Below are 15035 nucleotides of genomic sequence, written 5' to 3' on the forward strand. Positions count from 1 at the left end.
AGACAATACATGTTTGTTTGATTGTTTCTTGTTTGTTTAGTTTTGAGGGAATTATCTCTCAAAACTTTTTGTTCCTTGAAAACTAGATAATCGTAAAAGAAGAAGTAACCAAGTAAGAACCGAGTAATCGCCATTTTAGTTTTTCTCTCTTATTTTTAAGAGTAAGTAAAACCTTTTAGGTTAAGTTAGAAAGGGCGCACGGTGAATGCCTTGGCACTAGGAGCCGATGAAGGACGGGACTAACACCGATATGCTTCGGGGAGCTGTAAGTAAGCGCCGATCCGGAGATTTCCGAATGGGGAAACCCACTGTTCGTAATGGAACAGTATCTTTACCTGAATACATAGGGTATTGAAGGCAGACCCGGGGAACTGAAACATCTAAGTACCCGGAGGAAGAGAAAGCAAACGCGATTCCCTGAGTAGCGGCGAGCGAAACGGGAACAGCCCAAACCGAAAGGCTTGCCTTTCGGGGTTGTAGGACACTCAACATGGAGTTACAAAGGAACGGGGTAGATGAAGCGGTCTGGAAAGGCCGGCCATAGAAGGTAAAAGCCCTGTAGTCGAAACTTCGTTCCCTCCTGAGTGGATCCTGAGTACGGCCGGACACGTGAAATCCGGTCGGAAGCAGGGAGGACCATCTCCCAAGGCTAAATACTCCCTAGTGACCGATAGTGAACCAGTACCGTGAGGGAAAGGTGAAAAGCACCCCGGAAGGGGAGTGAAAGAGATCCTGAAACCGTGTGCCTACAAGTAGTCAGAGCCCGTTCATGGGTGATGGCGTGCCTTTTGTAGAATGAACCGGCGAGTTACGATTGCATGCGAGGTTAAGTTGAAGAGACGGAGCCGCAGCGAAAGCGAGTCTGAATAGGGCGAAATAGTATGTAGTCGTAGACCCGAAACCAGGTGATCTACCCATGTCCAGGGTGAAGTCCAGGTAACACTGGATGGAGGCCCGAACCCACGCACGTTGAAAAGTGCGGGGATGAGGTGTGGGTAGCGGAGAAATTCCAATCGAACTTGGAGATAGCTGGTTCTCTCCGAAATAGCTTTAGGGCTAGCCTCACGTAGTTAGAGTCTTGGAGGTAGAGCACTGTTTGGACTAGGGGCCCTCATCGGGTTACCGAATTCAGACAAACTCCGAATGCCAATGACTTATCCGTGGGAGTCAGACTGCGAGTGATAAGATCCGTAGTCAAAAGGGAAACAGCCCAGACCACCAGCTAAGGTCCCAAAGTATACGTTAAGTGGAAAAGGATGTGGAGTTGCTTAGACAACCAGGATGTTGGCTTAGAAGCAGCCACCATTTAAAGAGTGCGTAATAGCTCACTGGTCGAGTGACTCTGCGCCGAAAATGTACCGGGGCTAAACGTATCACCGAAGCTGTGGGTGGACACCTTATGGTGTCCGCGGTAGGAGAGCGTTCTAAGGGCGTTGAAGCTAGACCGTAAGGACTGGTGGAGCGCTTAGAAGTGAGAATGCCGGTATGAGTAGCGAAAGATGAGTGAGAATCTCATCCACCGTATGCCTAAGGTTTCCTGAGGAAGGCTCGTCCGCTCAGGGTTAGTCGGGACCTAAGCCGAGGCCGAAAGGCGTAGGCGATGGACAACAGGTTGATATTCCTGTACCACCTCTTTATCGTTTGAGTGATGGGGGGACGCAGGAGGATAGGGTAAGCGCACTGCTGGATATGTGCGTGTAAGCAGTTAGGCTGGTGAATAGGAAAATCCGTTCACCTTAAGGCTGAGCTGTGATGCCGAGGGAATTATAGTACCGAAGTTCCTGATTCCACACTGCCAAGAAAAGCCTCTAGCGAGATAAAAGGTGCCCGTACCGCAAACCGACACAGGTAGGCGAGGAGAGAATCCTAAGGTGAGCGAGAGAACTCTCGTTAAGGAACTCGGCAAAATGACCCCGTAACTTCGGGAGAAGGGGTGCTTTTTGGGGTGAATAGCCCCGAAGAGCCGCAGTGAATAGGCCCAGGCGACTGTTTAGCAAAAACACAGGTCTCTGCAAAGCCGCAAGGCGAAGTATAGGGGCTGACGCCTGCCCGGTGCTGGAAGGTTAAGAGGAGGGGTTAGCGCAAGCGAAGCTCTGAATCGAAGCCCCAGTAAACGGCGGCCGTAACTATAACGGTCCTAAGGTAGCGAAATTCCTTGTCGGGTAAGTTCCGACCCGCACGAAAGGCGTAACGATCTGGGCACTGTCTCAACGAGAGACTCGGTGAAATTATAGTACCTGTGAAGATGCAGGTTACCCGCGACAGGACGGAAAGACCCCATGGAGCTTTACTGTAGCCTGATATTGAATTTTGGTACAGCTTGTACAGGATAGGTAGGAGCCTGAGAAGCCGGAGCGCCAGCTTCGGTGGAGGCGTCGGTGGGATACTACCCTGGCTGTATTGAAATTCTAACCCGCACCCCTCATCGGGGTGGGAGACAGTGTCAGGTGGGCAGTTTGACTGGGGCGGTCGCCTCCTAAAATGTAACGGAGGCGCCCAAAGGTTCCCTCAGAATGGTTGGAAATCATTCGCAGAGTGTAAAGGCACAAGGGAGCTTGACTGCGAGACCTACAAGTCGAGCAGGGACGAAAGTCGGGCTTAGTGATCCGGTGGTTCCGCATGGAAGGGCCATCGCTCAACGGATAAAAGCTACCCTGGGGATAACAGGCTTATCTCCCCCAAGAGTCCACATCGACGGGGAGGTTTGGCACCTCGATGTCGGCTCATCGCATCCTGGGGCTGTAGTCGGTCCCAAGGGTTGGGCTGTTCGCCCATTAAAGCGGTACGCGAGCTGGGTTCAGAACGTCGTGAGACAGTTCGGTCCCTATCCGTCGTGGGCGCAGGAAATTTGAGAGGAGCTGTCCTTAGTACGAGAGGACCGGGATGGACGCACCGCTGGTGTACCAGTTGTCTTGCCAAAGGCATCGCTGGGTAGCTATGTGCGGACGGGATAAGTGCTGAAAGCATCTAAGCATGAAGCCCCCCTCGAGATGAGATTTCCCATAGCGTCAAGCTAGTAAGATCCCTGAAAGATGATCAGGTTGATAGGTCAGAGGTGGAAGCGCGGTGACGTGTGGAGCTGACTGATACTAATCGATCGAGGACTTAACCAAGTCATGTTTTTAGGTGAACTCGTTCTAATTTACTTCTTCTGCATTATCTAGTTTTGAGGGAATGAAAAAATTTAAATTTCCTCTTGCAAAATATGAAAAAAACATTATAATAAAATAGTGTCTGATAAATGGTCTGGCGGTAATGGCGAGAAGGTCACACCTGTTCCCATCCCGAACACAGAAGTTAAGCTTCTCAGCGCCGATGGTAGTTGGGGCGAAAGCCCCCGTGAGAGTAGGACATCGCCAGGCTGTTATATTATTCCGCAGTAGCTCAGTGGTAGAGCTATCGGCTGTTAACCGATCGGTCGTAGGTTCGAGTCCTACCTGCGGAGCCATTTATGGAGAGCTGTCCGAGTGGCCGAAGGAGCACGATTGGAAATCGTGTATACGTTAACCGCGTATCAAGGGTTCAAATCCCTTGCTCTCCGCCATTATAAGTTTTTCAAAATGGCCCCTTGGTCAAGCGGTTAAGACACCGCCCTTTCACGGCGGTAACACGGGTTCGAATCCCGTAGGGGTCACCATTTAACGGAGGATTAGCTCAGCTGGGAGAGCATCTGCCTTACAAGCAGAGGGTCGGCGGTTCGATCCCGTCATCCTCCACCATAATGTTATCGCGGGGTGGAGCAGTCCGGTAGCTCGTCGGGCTCATAACCCGAAGGTCGCAGGTTCAAATCCTGCCCCCGCAATTCGGTCTGGTAGTTCAGTTGGTTAGAATGCCTGCCTGTCACGCAGGAGGTCGCGGGTTCGAGTCCCGTCCAGACCGCCACTTATTTTTTAGAATGTGGTATTGGAAATCATCTTAATTTGGCTCAGTAGCTCAGTCGGTAGAGCAAAGGACTGAAAATCCTTGTGTCGGCGGTTCGATTCCGTCCTGAGCCACCATTTTGATTCAATTTTGCCGGTATAGCTCAATCGGTAGAGCAACTGAATCGTAATCAGTAGGTTGGGGGTTCAAGTCCTCTTGCCGGCACTTGCAAGCAGCAAGTGCATAGTATAGATGGAGGGGTAGCGAAGTGGCTAAACGCGGCGGACTGTAAATCCGCTCCCTCAGGGTTCGGCGGTTCGAATCCGTCCCCCTCCACCATTTATAGGGGTATAGTTTAAAGGTAGAACGAAGGTCTCCAAAACCTTTGGTGTGGGTTCGATTCCTACTACCCCTGCCAATGCTGTAATGGCGGTTGTGGCGAAGTGGTTAACGCATCGGATTGTGGTTCCGACATTCGTGGGTTCGATTCCCATCAGCCGCCCCATTAATTTTTTATTGATGAATTAGTGAAAATGTTGTATTATTGGGCTATAGCCAAGCGGTAAGGCAACGGACTTTGACTCCGTCATTCGTAGGTTCAAATCCTGCTAGCCCAGTCAAATATGCGGAAGTAGTTCAGTGGTAGAACACCACCTTGCCAAGGTGGGGGTCGCGGGTTCGAATCCCGTCTTCCGCTCCAAATAATATGGCGGCATAGCCAAGTGGTAAGGCACAGGTCTGCAACACCTTTACCACCGGTTCGAATCCGGTTGCCGCCTCCATATTATGCCGGTGTGGCGGAATTGGCAGACGCGCACGACTCAAAATCGTGTTCCGTGAGGAGTGTCGGTTCGACCCCGACCACCGGTATCATAAAAACACTCATATTAATGTGAGTGTTTTTTATTTTGCATAAAGTTTGGCCAGCTGCATGAGTAGCGGGTTCTATTGTATTTTATTAGTCTCTTTTCGAAAAGATTGATGCTGGCCGAATATTAAAAATGGCTCTAATTTAGAAGGAATAACTTATTGCCTAGCTGTAAGCGACCTAAGACTTTGGAAAATAAACTTGTCCGGCCTTTCTATGCTCCTCTACTCTTGCAAAAGCTTAGCTTTCCTTTCACTTGATTAATCACAGAATCACTCCTCTTTTTTAAAGCTAATATCAATTCTACTCATATCATTCCATTAATTTTTTAAATAAAATATGGACAAAATATACCAATGCTTTCAGCGGACATACAAGGTTACTACACTATAGACAATTGGGAAGGGAACCCCTACATAATGTTTCAACACATCAGGAGGTAAAAAATGCACTATGTTATTTCAATCTTAGGTATTATAACTGTCGTGTTTGCCGCTTGGCTGGCAAGCTCGAATCGAAAAGAGGTAAAATTTATACCCATTATTGTGATGATTGCTATTCAAATAACCTTATCCATATTGTTGTTAAATACAGAGTTTGGCTTTATCATCATCCAAGGAATTTCAAAGGTATTCAGCAAATTGCTCGACTATGCAAATGAAGGAGTTTCCTTTGTGTTTGGCGGAATGGCGAATAAAGGAGAGGCACCATTCTTCTTAACTGTGCTGCTGCCAATTGTCTTCATCTCTGTATTAATAGGAATCCTGCAATATTTGAAAATTCTTCCGATCCTTATGAGAGGAATCGGATGGCTGTTAAGCAAAGTGAATGGCATGGGAAAGCTTGAATCTTATAATGCGGTTGCGTCGTTAATGGTCGGGCAATCGGAGGTTTTCATTACGGTAAAAAAACAACTGGGCATGCTTTCAAAAAAGCGTCTGTATACGCTCTGTGCCTCGGCGATGTCGACAGTATCGATGTCGATTGTTGGTGCCTATATGACGATGCTGGATCCAAAATATGTCGTCACAGCTTTAGTTCTAAATTTATTAGGCGGTTTTATCGTTGCATCGATCATCAATCCTTACGAGGTAAAGCCAAGTGAAGATATTTTAGAAATTCAGAATGTGGAGAAACAGTCCTTTTTCGAAATGCTGGGTGAGTATATCCTGGATGGATTTAAGGTTGCTGTTATTGTGGGTGCGATGCTGATTGGATTTATTGCTCTAATGGCGGCCATTAATAATGTATTTGAGTTGCTGTTCAGCATTTCTTTTCAGCAGTTATTAGGGTATCTCTTTGCTCCCATTGCCTTTATTATGGGGATTCCATTATCTGAGTCAGTCAGTGCTGGCGGGATTATGGCAACGAAGCTGGTGACCAATGAATTCGTTGCAATGTTGGACTTGTCTAAGGGCACTCACAACTTTAGTGACCGTACAGTTGGGATTCTGTCCGTATTCCTTGTTTCCTTCGCCAACTTCTCATCAATCGGCATTATTACCGGGGCGGTCAAGAGTTTGAATGAAAAGCAGGGGAATGTGGTTGCCCGCTTCGGTTTAAAGCTGCTTTACGGAGCTACACTTGTAAGCATCCTTTCGGGGACGATTGTAAGTATTATTTTATAAAAAAGGTTTAGAGTTTGAGGCATAAAAAAAATCCCAGCGCTGTGATACATGTGCTGGAATTTTTTTTCTGATTCCTATCGTCTAAAAACCTTATTCCAAAAACCTGATTTCCTTTCTTCCTGTTGTACAGATGGTGCGTTGGATGGCGGCTTTTGTTCTGATGCTTTAATGATTCCTTTTTGACGTGCCTCTTGAAGCCAGCTTGGGAACTCATTTAACAATGATTCATAAAGCTGATGATCTGGAATTTTATCGATATCTTCAATATCCAAGAAATTGGCGTTGTCGACCACTCGACCTTCCAATGTATCGAGTGTCCTAAGAAAATCAAAGTTGCCATTTCCGATGCCAACAAATTGCCAAAAGACCGGATACTTTGCTGAACTTTCGATTAATGATTTAATCGACTTTTTGCAGCCACCGTCATTGATAAACACAATATAGGCAGGATCTGGTGATGAATCTTCTTCAAGATACTTTGTCAAAACGTCCTTCATAACAGGCAGTTCTTCATTTCTTCCAAATTTATGTACTAAATCATCCTCGAGGATAATGCGATTGACATAGCCTTCGATATCCCTTTCAGTTACAGGTTTTAAACGGGAGAATTCATTATCATAAACCCAAACATCCAACACGCCATCATCATCAAACTGAGCGGCGATCGCTAAAATTCGCTCGACCACTCTCTGAACGGTCCCGTTTTTATACAAGTTCCTCATGGAACCGGTAATATCGAGGACCAGCCCAACTCGAGCGGTTACCTTTACTAAATTCTTCTTTTCCAAAACAACTTTGACAGATTTCTTTTGCAAATTGATTGTCTCCATAACTAGCCTCCTTGTCTCAATTTAATATCCACTTCTATTATATTATTCTACCATTATAAATTTCTAATATTCTCCTTACCCAATAAGTATCGCTTTTTGTCGAACAATTTATGTAACATGGAGTGGAAACAAGTGATATTATATAAATAACAATTAACAAAATGTTAATTAATAAAACAACAGAAATAGGTGAGCGAGACTTTGTTAAATTATGATGTGAGCAAATATCGGACTCCTGATGGATATACGAGTGATATTGCCGTTTTTACGATTATTTCAACGGAAGTGGGCCCTTATAAGCCGCCTCAAAAAACATTAAAAATCATGCTGATAAAACGAGCGGAGCGGACGAAAGAAGGTGACCCCAATATCGAAGGGGGGAAATGGGCTTTGCCTGGCGGCTTTATTAAGCCAGAGGAAACTGCCTATGATGCAGCCGTTCGCGAGTTAAGAGAAGAAACTGGAGTAGCAGGATTAAAAATCAAGCACTATGAAGTATATGACAAATTTGGGCGTGACAAGCGCGGCTGGATCATATCGAACGCTCATTATGCGATTGTTCCGGAGAGTAAGCTGGTTAAAAGGAAAGCTGCAGACGATGCAGAGGAGGTAGAGCTATTCTCAATGGATGAAGTGTTTCAGTTGGACCTCGCTTTTGATCACAAGCAAATAATTGATGATGCTTTGTGGTTTATCAAAAAGGATATGTCATTAACAACCCTCGCCAAAAACTTTTTACCAAAGGAATTTGTTCTATCTGAGCTGCAAGGTGTGTTGCTAACAGTGATGGATGAGCCTTGGCTAAAGCTTGACTCGCAATTTTTTAGAAAGGCCCCAACTCTCCCTTTTATTGAAAAAGTAGAGAAGGATGGAGAGCCGCAAAAAACTAATCGTTGGTCAAAGAATAAAGCACAGCTGTACCGTTTTAATGATTTTAATCCGTATGTATCCATTTATAATGCCAAATACTAATTTTTTTTCATTATTACAATTAACAATTTGTTAATTAATAATTATATGGGAGCGATTGAAAATGAAGATCCTCAAAGACTGGACCTTATTTGAAAAGCTATGGCTTGTTACGTTTACGCTTGTGAATGTGTATTTGTTTTTTGCCTGGGACGATACGATTTTTGGGCTAATCACCTCTATTTCAGGTATGCTTTGCGTCGTATTGGTCGCCAAAGGGAAGGTGAGTAATTACTATTTCGGCATTATCCAAACCGGAACCTATGCCTACATCTCTTACGGTTATGGCCTATACGGTGAGGTCATGCTAAATGCCTTGTTTTATTTTCCTCTCCAGTTCGTTGGGATCTACTTATGGAAGAACCATAAAACGAAACACACAGTAAAAGGGGAAGAAATTCAAATCAGTTCTTTGACGAAAAAAGGGTGGGGTATTACGCTTTCAACCTTTTTGGTCATCTTTGTTCTCTACGCTTACCTGCTCGAAAAATTAGGAGGCAATGTAGTCTGGATTGATTCCGCTTCAACGACATTATCGGTTATAGCCCAGATACTCATGCTAAAAAGGTTAACGGAACAGTGGTTATTTTGGATTGCGGTAAATGTGCTTTCGATTGCTCTTTGGGTGAAGGCTTTAATTTTACAGGATGGTAACGATGTCTCCATGCTTGTGATGTGGTCAGCTTTTCTGATTAACAGTATATACGGCTATTACAATTGGTCTAAAGTTTATAAAAAGCAGAAGGGAGAAGAGATCTAATGAAGAAGATTGGATTTTACGGTGGAAAGTTTTTACCTTTGCATCAAGGTCATGTGTATGCCATCATCAAAGCTTCCACGATGGTCGATGAACTGTATGTGGTCTTGTCCCATAGTGAAAAAAGAGATCAGGCATTGTGTAAGGGGAGCAAGCTTTCCTATATTCCAAGTCGGATCCGGCTGCGCTGGCTTTCTCAACTAACGAAGGAGATGGAACACATCAAGGTCGTGGAAGTGGAGGATCATGACGGTGATGAGGATTACAATTGGAAGGAAGGGGCCTTGAAAATAAGAGAGGTGATCGGGAAGGGAATTGATTTGGTGTTTAGCTCTGAAAACGATTATGACCCGATTTTTAAAGAGCTATATCCTGAGGCAAAACACGTTTTGATTGATGAAAAAAGACAACAATATCCGGTTTCAGCAACGGAGATTAGGAATAAAGGAGTCTTTCATTATTGGGACTACATCCCCGAGGTAGCGAAACCTTATTTTATTAAAAAGGTCGTCATTTTAGGGACGGAAAGCTGTGGAAAATCGACGCTTACGAGGAATCTAGCACTCATCTATAACACAACTTATGTACGAGAATACGGTAGAGAGTATTGCGAAGATTTAGGAGGATGTGATGGTATTATTTTAGAGGAAGATTACCCGATCATTGCCTATGGCCATAAACTGAAAGAATATGAAGCTATTAAACAGGCAAATAAAATTGTTTTTATTGACACAGAAGCAGCTGTCACTCAATTTTACTCCGAACTGTATAACCAGAAACACCAACGGGTCTTGGATGAAATCGCCAGAATTCAACAGTATCATCTATGCTTATTTTTAGAGCCTGACGTCAAATGGGTAGATGACGGATTAAGGGTGCATGGAGAACAAAAGGTCCGAGAAGAAAATAATCAGCGTTTGAAGGATTTATTGAAGGAAAACGGGATCAAATTCGTAAGCATTAGCGGGACCTATCAGGAACGGCTGGAAAAAGCGATTGAGATGATAGGGGGAATGTTTGAGGGAGTATAGGTAATTATTTGGATTAGGAAATCGCCTGTTAAGGGACTCCTTCGGTTTAGGGCGTCAAAAAACTACCTGGGCTGAGGTCCCTTTTCAGTTCGGGCGTTATGAGGCCCGTCATAACCACCTGAACGAAAGGTCACAATCCCGTTTGGGCGTTATGAACCTTTTATAACTACCTGAACGAAGGACCACAATGCCGTTCGGGTGTTATGGAGCTTTTATAACTACCTGAACGGAGGACCACAATGCCGTTTGGGTGTTATGGAGCTTTTATAACTACCTGAACGGAGGACCACAATCCGGTTCAGGTGTTATGAACCTTTTATAACTCCCCGAACGGAGGGTCACAATCCCGTTCGGGCGTTATGAACCTTTTATAACTACCTAAATGGATGGCCACAATCCCGTTCGGGCGTTATGGAGCTTTTATAACTACCTGAACGGAGGACCACAATGCCGTTCGGGTGTTATGGAGCTTTTATAACTACCTGAACGGAGGACCACAATGCCGTTCGGGTGTTATGGAGCTTTTATTCATGCCTTGATACCATTTTGAATCACCGCACACGATTCATACGACAAAAATCGTGTGCGTTAGGTAAAAGGTTTTGCCAATTTTTTATAAATAAGAGAGATTAGACGGGTCAATGTTTCATCAAGATTCCCTCTTTCAATTTGATTTTATAGACGATGTTTCTATGTTTGGCATTCGATCAAATCGAATACCACTTACAAGTAACATAGATCCAATGAATACTACGCTAGCTGCTCCAATCAACGCTGAATTAAAGCTTTGAGTATAAGATAATAAAACTCCTGCGATTGTTGGTCCTATCATTTGACCAGCAGCATAAATGGCGGTTAGATAACCAATAATTCGACTGCTATTTGATGGACTCATTTGGCGTGCCAATGTTGTGGCGAGTGTGGTAATACCCATAAAAGTTGCTCCAAATAAGAAGGCACTTATCATTAAACTGGATTGGGTCAACCAGAAGACAGGCAGTGCAATTCCGATTGATTGAAGAGTCATCGCAATTACTAATGATCTTACAAATCCCCATTTTTTTGCGAGGGTGGACCATACGATACATGATGGAATTGCACCTAAGCCAACAACCATCCAGACAATTGCAGGGTCACTGCTAAAGATTGAGGCCTTTTCAGCAATTGACACAATAAATGTCCCTGTTACAATATAGCCTAACCCTTCCAGTCCATAGGCAATAATTAACCAAGGAAGCCATTTAAGGGGTGGTGCTTGTATAGTAACCATTTGTTTATCCTTTTGTACCTTCGAGTTTGGGGAATCTTTTAGCCAAAACCATACGAAGATAGTAAGGATACCGCTTATAATGGCTAGTCCTATCCATACGCCTTCCCACATAAATAAATCGTTAAAACTCGGTATAAAGAGCGTCGAAAAAAAGATTCCAAAGCCTACCCCAGAATAAAAATATCCTGCCCAATTTGTTTTTCCTACAATAGCCAGTTTATCTAGAACAATACTGGAAGCTAATACAAAAATGAATGCACTAGACACTCCTGAAATAAAGCGAATGATGAGCATCAGTGTGTAGGAGTGAGTCAGTCCCATCAAGTAAGTGGTAATAATACTTACTGCAAGACTAATTCTTAAATAAAATGTTCTATGCTTTTTCAAAGGAAGAACTCCTGCTAAAATTGCCCCGGCAAAGTACCCTGCATAATTGCTTGAAGCGAGGTAGCCCGCAACAGCATCAGTAAAGGCAAGAGCCTTCTGCATGAGCGGTAAGATTGGAGTATAAGCAAACCTTCCAATTCCCATCGCAATCATTAATGAAAAAATTCCCCCAATCAAAAATAAAAAAGGATTTTTATTCAAATTTTCACCTTCAATAATAATAATTTTGTTATATTTTTATCTTATCTGTTTTTTGCCATATGCTATAATACTAAAAAATGATGTATAGATATCACTTTTCTATATATCAAAAAAGGAAGAGGTGATAACTATGGATTTGCAAGCATTGAGATTTTTTCAAGCTGTTGCAGAGTTAGGAAGCATTTCAAAGGCAGCAAGGGAAATGAACTACGCACAATCCAATCTCACAGCAAGAATTCAACAATTGGAATCGGATCTTCAAACAAAGCTATTTTATCGACATAACCGGGGGACTACTCTAACAGACAAAGGTAAAGCATTACTTTCGTATACATACGAAATATTTCAACTTTTAGATGAGATTCAAAACGTTATGAGTGATGATCAAACACCTAAAGGTCCTTTATTAATAGGTTCAATGGAAACGACTGCAGCAGTTCGTTTACCAACAATACTTTCAAAGTTCCATCGTGAATATCCTGCTGTTGACCTTACGTTAAAAACAGGTCCAACTGAGCAAAATGTTCAAGGTGTTCTACAATATGAATTAGATGGGGCTTTTGTTGCTGGACCTATTGAGCATCCAGAACTCACATTTAAAACAATAATAGAGGAAGATTTAGTACTGATAACGGACACGTTACACCACCGTTTATCTTCTATAAAAGAAATACAAAATCGAACAATATTGGTTTTTCGAAATGGCTGTTCGTATCGGGCAAGGTTTGAAGAGTGGTTGCAGCATGAAGGGGTTATTCCAGAAAAAATAATGGAATTTGGAACACTTGATGGAATTATTGGCTGTGTCTCTGCGGGACTGGGTATAAGTTTACTCCCTCGAAGTGTGGTTGATAAACATATGAAAGACAATCAACTTATCCAACATCCCATTCCAAATAAATTCGGGAAAGTCAAAACCATTTTCATTTATCGTAAAGATAAATATATATCAACTTCTTTGAGGATATTTATTGAAATGTTAAGTAATGACAATACAACGATAAATAATTCAACATTAGTTTAGAAAGTATTTATTTTAAAATATGGTGAATAAATATACTTAAAGAACGGGTTCAAGAGAAATAAAGGCATATTAGGAATTAATAACGCCTGGATTTAGATCCAAGCGTTGAAAGGTTTAGCATTTAGTTTGTTATTCAGGATGCTATTTCAAATGTTTGAATAACAAACATACTGTTAAAGATTTTCTGTATTAATTCTTGGAATTTCTGGTTCAAGAGCCGTTGCTTCCCTAGCATTAATATTATGTCGATCGTTTTTGTAACTATCTAATTTATTGTCTCTTTCTATGTCTTTGGAAGTTTTGTTTTTGTCAGCCACCATATCACCTCCTACGGATAATATGTCCAACTTTTGCCTTGAAAATAAAAATGGTTGAAGCATATTAATTCACGGAACACAATCCACTTGGCAAAAGTCTTGAAGCCATGATGAAAAGTTTAGCTGTTTTAATAAATAACTGATACTAGACAGGTCAATGTTTTGTCAAAGCATTGGCCTTTTTATCATTTATTTTAAAATTACCAGCCAAAATAATAACTTTCATAAAGATTTCATTTTTGATAGTTAAATTGTAATTAACAAATCAAAAGGAGGAATTTCAATGGAACGGATCAAGTTTATTTTTACGGGAATCGGTGTATTGGCGGCCTCTGGCGTTTTAATTTTGTTTGGAAGTTTATTTTAAAAGTCAGGCTATCCGGAAGGTCTGGCCCCATCAAGTATTATTAAATATAATATTATGGCGGAAAATTTTCGAAAGCTAAGAACCTTCATGCCATAAGTAATTCAGTTAGAGGTACCAACTTGAGTATTGAATTGCAAAGCAATTGTATGCTCTTTCTTTTTATTGCTAAATCAATTTCTATTTCTGTTTAGGAAGGTAATTTGGTCATGAAGTTGCAACCAAATTTGCAGCTTTGTAATAAACAAATATATTATTTTGGGTTAAAGTATTTAGCAAATTCTGTACATCCTTTACCATCAATTTTTGGATATTATGAAACCTTCAAGAGCGCAACTTGAAATAACTCAAATTGCGTTCTTTGTTTTATATGAAGTCTTTTTCTTACTGCTAACAGAAATGATTACAGTAATTAATGATAAGATGATGAATAATCCGCCTGCAAATGGAATCACATTGACTGAAAGTGTATCAACTATTCCAGCACCAATAACTGAACCAGCCGCAACACCTAAATGAAGAGATGAATTATTCAAGCTTTGCTGAATTTCCGATGATTCGGGTGCTATTTCAATCAAATAAGATTGCATGGCCGGTGAAATTGCCCAACTGAGCATCCCCCATAAGATCAAGATGAGGAAAAATATTGGATAGAAATCTGTTGTATATGGAAATACAAAAAATAAAGCACTAAAAACTGCTAGAGCAATAACCATTGTTTTTCTTGAGCCCAATAAATCTGCCAGTAGTCCGCCAATTCCTCCACCGCATACAGCAGCAAAACCAAAAATTAAATAGATGACACTAACCCAATTAGCATTAAAATCAGTGGTTGCTTCTAAATAAGGCTTAAAATATGCATACATAATTGAATGACCTGTCATATACAGGAATGTCGTTGTCAGCCCTAATGTGATTTTGTGATTTTTAAATGCTGCAAGCTGTTGCCTCAATGGAATTTGAGGTTTTGGTGTTATACGTCCCATAAATACATGAACGCCAATAATTGATAATGCTGTCAATACAGTTATAAGGATGAATGGTGCTCTCCAGCCAAAATTAGTTCCCAATATAAGCCCGATCGGTACCCCTAAAACTAATGAAGCACTTACTCCAACAGAGACAATCCCAATAGCCCTGCCTTTATACTGTTCTCCTGCTAAGCTAGGAGCCATAACTAAACATAATATGATTAATAGCGCTCCACTTATCCCTAAAATAATTCTTCCTATAAACAAAATAGAAAAAGTAGGTGCAAATACTGTTACGATACAGCCAATTAAAAATATGTATAAGCAAACTAATGTTAGCCGTTTTCTTTCTATTTTAGCTGTCATAACAAGTAGAATTGGGGATGCAACTGCAAAAATTACAGCAAAAACAGTTATCAGTAAACCGGCTTGCCCGATGCTTACATGTAAATCCCCTGCAATTAAATCTAAAATGCCGCTAATGATCAGTTCAACCATCCCTATTACAAAGGATATGATCATTAAAAAATAAATACGCTTATCCATATTGTCTTCCT

General features: G+C 42.0%; 9 protein-coding genes, 15 tRNA genes and 2 rRNA genes. 22 read left to right on the forward strand and 4 right to left on the reverse strand.

Annotated features, from left to right (window positions below):
- The first annotated feature begins 178 nt into the window (after positions 1-178).
- From QNN06_RS07770 to QNN06_RS07855, 18 genes are all read left to right on the forward strand, one after another.
- Positions 179-3113: ribosomal RNA gene (locus QNN06_RS07770) — 23S ribosomal RNA — on the forward strand.
- Positions 3114-3245: 132 nt separating this feature from the next.
- A 5S ribosomal RNA gene (gene rrf, locus QNN06_RS07775) occupies positions 3246-3362 on the forward strand.
- A gap of 11 nt (positions 3363-3373) precedes the next feature.
- Positions 3374-3448: transfer RNA gene (locus QNN06_RS07780), tRNA-Asn, on the forward strand.
- Between the two features lie 5 nt (positions 3449-3453).
- Positions 3454-3544, forward strand: a tRNA-Ser gene (locus QNN06_RS07785).
- Between the two features lie 18 nt (positions 3545-3562).
- Positions 3563-3637: transfer RNA gene (locus QNN06_RS07790), tRNA-Glu, on the forward strand.
- Positions 3638-3643: 6 nt separating this feature from the next.
- Positions 3644-3719 (forward strand) — tRNA-Val (locus QNN06_RS07795).
- A 9-nt stretch (positions 3720-3728) separates the two neighbouring features.
- A tRNA-Met gene (locus QNN06_RS07800) sits at positions 3729-3802 on the forward strand.
- A gap of 3 nt (positions 3803-3805) precedes the next feature.
- Positions 3806-3882, forward strand: a tRNA-Asp gene (locus QNN06_RS07805).
- A 40-nt stretch (positions 3883-3922) separates the two neighbouring features.
- Positions 3923-3998 (forward strand) — tRNA-Phe (locus QNN06_RS07810).
- A gap of 15 nt (positions 3999-4013) precedes the next feature.
- A tRNA-Thr gene (locus tag QNN06_RS07815) sits at positions 4014-4086 on the forward strand.
- 29 nt (positions 4087-4115) lie between these two features.
- Positions 4116-4200, forward strand: a tRNA-Tyr gene (locus tag QNN06_RS07820).
- A gap of 5 nt (positions 4201-4205) precedes the next feature.
- Positions 4206-4279: transfer RNA gene (locus QNN06_RS07825), tRNA-Trp, on the forward strand.
- An 11-nt stretch (positions 4280-4290) separates the two neighbouring features.
- Positions 4291-4366: transfer RNA gene (locus QNN06_RS07830), tRNA-His, on the forward strand.
- Between the two features lie 40 nt (positions 4367-4406).
- Positions 4407-4478, forward strand: a tRNA-Gln gene (locus tag QNN06_RS07835).
- Positions 4479-4486: 8 nt separating this feature from the next.
- Positions 4487-4561 (forward strand) — tRNA-Gly (locus QNN06_RS07840).
- An 8-nt stretch (positions 4562-4569) separates the two neighbouring features.
- A tRNA-Cys gene (locus QNN06_RS07845) sits at positions 4570-4643 on the forward strand.
- Between the two features lie 6 nt (positions 4644-4649).
- Positions 4650-4731, forward strand: a tRNA-Leu gene (locus tag QNN06_RS07850).
- Positions 4732-5175: 444 nt separating this feature from the next.
- Positions 5176-6357: a NupC/NupG family nucleoside CNT transporter gene (locus tag QNN06_RS07855; RefSeq protein WP_284037355.1), complete on the forward strand. Its 1182-nt coding sequence runs from the start codon at positions 5176-5178 to the stop codon at positions 6355-6357.
- Positions 6358-6431: 74 nt separating this feature from the next.
- On the opposite strand, the gene QNN06_RS07860 is transcribed toward QNN06_RS07855, so the two are convergent.
- Entirely contained in the window at positions 6432-7187 is a 756-nt protein-coding gene (locus tag QNN06_RS07860) for a vWA domain-containing protein (RefSeq protein ID WP_284037356.1), read from the reverse strand.
- Between the two features lie 201 nt (positions 7188-7388).
- Between QNN06_RS07860 and QNN06_RS07865 the strand changes: the two genes are divergently transcribed.
- The 3 genes from QNN06_RS07865 (at position 7389) to nadR (ending at position 9944) form a co-directional block, all read left to right on the forward strand.
- Entirely contained in the window at positions 7389-8159 is a 771-nt protein-coding gene (locus QNN06_RS07865) for an NUDIX domain-containing protein (protein ID WP_249366453.1), read from the forward strand.
- A gap of 61 nt (positions 8160-8220) precedes the next feature.
- A complete protein-coding gene (gene pnuC / locus QNN06_RS07870; protein WP_213116835.1) occupies positions 8221-8916 on the forward strand; it encodes a nicotinamide riboside transporter PnuC in 696 nt (231 codons plus the stop codon).
- Positions 8916-9944 carry a multifunctional transcriptional regulator/nicotinamide-nucleotide adenylyltransferase/ribosylnicotinamide kinase NadR gene (gene nadR / locus QNN06_RS07875; RefSeq protein WP_284037357.1) on the forward strand — a complete coding sequence of 343 codons (1029 nt, stop codon included), beginning with the start codon at positions 8916-8918 and terminating at the stop codon, positions 9942-9944. The genes pnuC and nadR overlap by 1 nt, the downstream gene beginning before the upstream one ends.
- A 664-nt stretch (positions 9945-10608) precedes the next feature.
- Here the strand turns inward: nadR and QNN06_RS07880 are convergent.
- Positions 10609-11802: a YbfB/YjiJ family MFS transporter gene (locus tag QNN06_RS07880; protein WP_284037358.1), complete on the reverse strand. Its 1194-nt coding sequence runs from the start codon at positions 11800-11802 to the stop codon at positions 10609-10611.
- Between the two features lie 130 nt (positions 11803-11932).
- On the opposite strand from QNN06_RS07880, the gene QNN06_RS07885 reads away from it, so the two are divergent.
- Positions 11933-12826: a LysR family transcriptional regulator gene (locus tag QNN06_RS07885; protein ID WP_217033131.1), complete on the forward strand. Its 894-nt coding sequence runs from the start codon at positions 11933-11935 to the stop codon at positions 12824-12826.
- 173 nt (positions 12827-12999) lie between these two features.
- Here QNN06_RS07885 and QNN06_RS07890 read toward each other — a convergent pair whose 3' ends face one another.
- Together QNN06_RS07890 and QNN06_RS07895 are read right to left on the reverse strand one after the other, a co-directional pair.
- The gene (locus tag QNN06_RS07890; RefSeq protein WP_217033129.1) at positions 13000-13143 is read right to left on the reverse strand and encodes a hypothetical protein; all 144 of its coding nucleotides are present in this window, start codon (positions 13141-13143) and stop codon (positions 13000-13002) included.
- 711 nt (positions 13144-13854) lie between these two features.
- A complete protein-coding gene (locus QNN06_RS07895) occupies positions 13855-15024 on the reverse strand; it encodes an MFS transporter (RefSeq protein WP_284037359.1) in 1170 nt (389 codons plus the stop codon).
- Positions 15025-15035 lie beyond the last annotated feature (11 nt).

It is taken from the genome of Neobacillus sp. 114 (assembly GCF_030127045.1).
GTDB classification, from domain to species: Bacteria; Bacillota; Bacilli; order Bacillales; family Cytobacillaceae; genus Neobacillus; species Neobacillus rhizophilus.